This is a genomic window from Caballeronia sp. (assembly GCF_028292365.1).
GTDB lineage: Bacteria > Pseudomonadota > Gammaproteobacteria > Burkholderiales > Burkholderiaceae > Caballeronia.
The window spans coordinates 1-3,374 of sequence record NZ_JAQGMM010000618.1; the positions used below are offsets into that span (position 1 = coordinate 1).

Sequence of the window (3,374 nt, forward strand, 5' to 3'; positions counted from 1 at the left end):
ATCACGCAAATCACACGAGCCACGTCACGTCCTGACAACCGCCTCCATCTGTACGGCCGCCTCAGCTTCGACTTGCGCGCGCGCATGTTTGAACATCCACTCGAGGGTGTCGTAGATGGGGGTGATGGGTACGCGGCCAATTGCGCGCCGCAGCTTGACGTTCGACCCGACCAGCTTCGCAATCTCGTTGCGCCGCATGAATCGCGGGTCGACAAAAATATCGATCTTGTATCCGGCGATACGCTGCATCATGGTCAGGATCTCGCCAAGCGAATGGCCGTTGCCTGAACACGTATTGAATGCCTCGCCCGCAGGCGCGATCTCCAGCAGGCGTGTGTAGACTTCGACGACATCGCGGACATCGGAGAAATCACGGCTCACGGCCAGGTTGCCAAGCGACATGCGTGTTTCATGACGCGCATGATGATTCACGATCTTCGGCAACAAGAAGTCTTCGCCCTGGCCAACGCCCGTGTAGTTGAACGGCCGCGTGAAGAAGACGGGCAGGCGGTCGAGCCACAAGCGCGCCATGTTCTCCATGGCGAGCTTGCTGACTGCGTAGTCGTTGCCGGGATTCAGCGGCACGTTTTCGTCGATGACTTCCACGTTCGCATTGCCATACACATTCGATGTACTCGCCATCAACACGGCACGCGGTTTCTTGTCGAGCTGCGACAACGCCTCGAGCAGATTGCGCGAGCCCATGATGTTGACCAGATAACTTTGCGTGGGCGCGTTGCCCGTGACGTGTGCGAGACCGGCGAGATGAACGACTACATCGGGCTGGGCGTCGCTCACGCACGCACGCACCGCATCGAGATCAAGCAGGTTGACCGGAACGCCGGTCGTGCCGGGTACGTCGGGTTCGGACGCGGTGGTGCCCCACACGTCGTAACCTTCGTCCAGCAGACGCGCGGCCATGTGGCGTCCGGTAAAGCCCGAAAGACCCGTGATGAGAGCGCGACGGCGTTTGCCGCCGTCAGGATGTTTTATGTCGTTCATTGCGCTTGATATATGCGGCGGCCGTTTCGCGAAGGGTTGCAGCATTATGGGCGTGATTGCGCGTGCCTTGTCCGATGACGCCAGTGACTTGCCGTTTTCCGACCAAGCAGCCGCCAAGCGATGGATCCATCACGAAACGGCGTCTAGCCCGAGAACATGCAGTTTCGTTCTGCGCCTTTCGCGACGGGGCCTTTCAGCCATTTTCCGCATCAATTTAATAATAGATTTTATCACGTAGCCCTTCCTTCAAGGGGCGGAACACCCGGCGCGACCGGCGCTGGACGTGAAGTATCACCAACTAACTACCGAACGTTCGCACACCGTGTACGGCGATCGGTAATTCCTGTCGTGCCCCTGATCGTGGTGTGGCGAAGCGGTGTGGTGAAACAAATCCGCCGCGCACGGCTGTGGTCCGGCAGCCGAACATTACGCTTTGCTTATTCTATGAAAGAACAAATCGGAAAATATTCAATAGTCGAAGGTCACATGTTAAAAAGTATTTCGAGGGTGCGCATGGAGAGGTTCTAAACGCTCCGGATTTATTACTTTTCGAAACATTTTTTTGAATGAAATAAGTCAGCGTGAAAGTCAAAGGGAGGCCCCGGCGGCGCACTGACAAAGGCTCCGGCACTCAATCGGCTCCTTCCCGGCTGCGAGGAAGGCATTTAAAAGTGGTTTCCAACAGTAATTGATTGCAATTTGTGGTGCATCACGACTGACGGTCCAGCGTCACACTCCATTTATTTCAGATTTTTTTGCAATATTTGAACGGTAGTCTTGGCTAACCCGAGTAACGGTCGTAACGCCTCTTCTGCACCATCGACCGATGGGGAGCAGAGCCGGCCGCTCTCAGACGGAGAAAACCTCTTGCATCGTTTTCCGCGCTTTTCGCGTTTTTCGTTTTTGGCATCACGTTGTCTGGTTGTAGGAGCGCTTGGTCTGGCTGCAGTGGGCTCGGCATACCCGGCGTCACCCACGGTGCTGCAGGCGCGCACGTCGTGGATTGGTAATACCTTTGGTTTCGGCGATGGCACGTGGGCGCAGATCAACATCACCGCGATCGCAGTCAAGCCCGACGGCCGTGTGTACACCAACGCGCCGTGGGACGAAAGCGGGGCGGAAGTAAGCGTCTACAAGGACGGCAAGGTACTTGGTACGGCCGGTGGCACGCACGGCTGGGGCAACTACGGCGGCAACGCGATTGCGCTTAACGGGCGCTATGCGTTCGTCGCGGTCAGCGTGGGCAATGAGCGCGGCAATTTGTCGAAGGCGGGCGTGTGGCCGCCCAAGGGCAAGCAGTGGTTCGGCGTGTCGCGCCGCGATATCCGCGATATGAAACGCAGCGTCGCATTCCAGGCGAACCTGGCCGCCGACAAAGATGGACACGCGCAGCTTGCCGCCGCATTCCTGATGATTAACGAGGTGCCGGAGGACAAGCGCGGCGCACCGAAGACGGACGACGTGAAGCCGGACGCAGGTGGACTGGCTGCATCGGATGCGTTGTTGTACGTGGCGAATACCGCGATGAACCGTATCGAGGTGTACGACGCCGAGTCGATGCAGCAAAAGAGCAGATGGAACGCGACGCAGCCGGGGCGTCTGGCGCTCGCGAACGACGGCACGTTGTGGGCGCTGGTCAATACGCAGGGCGGCCGGGCGCGGCTCGCGCATTACAGCCCGGCGGGCGCGGCGATCGACGATGCGCCTGCGCTGGCCGCGGGCACCGATGCTGTCGATTTAACGATCGATGCGCAGGGACGTTTGCTGGTTGCGGACAACGGACCGCGTCAGCAAGTGCTGATCTTTACGCGCGACGGCGGTGCCGGCAAGTACCGCGAGTCCAGTGCGCTGGGTGAGCGCGGTGGGATTTTTTCGGGCGTCGCGGGCCGTCCTGGTCCGCAGCGGTTCAATGGACTGACCGGCGTGGGTGTGGATGCAGCCGGGAACGTTTATGTATCGACGAACGGAATTGGTGTGCGGCAGGGTTCGACCGGCGCGGGACTGGGCGCGACGCTTGAGAGTTACGCACCTGATGGGCGGCAGTTGTGGCAAGTGCAGGGATTGTTGTTCGTGGATGGTGCGTGGATGGACCCGTCGCGTCCGAACAGCGTTTACACCGGCAACAAGCGTTTTGAGCTGGATTTGTCGAAGCCGGTGGGACAGGAATCGAAGTACGTGGGTTTCTTGTCGGGGCGGTTCAAGTATCCGGAGGACCCTAGCTTTAGCGTTGATGACTGGCCGGGGCAGCCGATTGCTCGCAAGGTCGACGGTCGTACCTTTTTGTATTTGACGGACATGTATTCGGATCATCTGAAGATTTATCGATTCGATGCAAAGCGTGATGGAGAGCTGGCGATTCCTTCGGGCTACTT

Annotated in this window: 1 protein-coding gene and 1 pseudogene; one reads left to right on the forward strand and one right to left on the reverse strand. The window is 58.7% G+C overall.

What is annotated here, in order from left to right; translation table 11 throughout:
- Window positions 1-24: 24 nt before the first annotated feature.
- Entirely contained in the window at window positions 25-1,002 is a 978-nt protein-coding gene (locus JWR14_RS36090) for a GDP-mannose 4,6-dehydratase (protein WP_299719120.1), read from the reverse strand.
- Window positions 1,003-1,950: 948 nt separating this feature from the next.
- Between JWR14_RS36090 and JWR14_RS36095 the strand changes: the two are divergent.
- Window positions 1,951-3,374, forward strand: a pseudogene (locus JWR14_RS36095) (hypothetical protein); the annotation flags it as partial.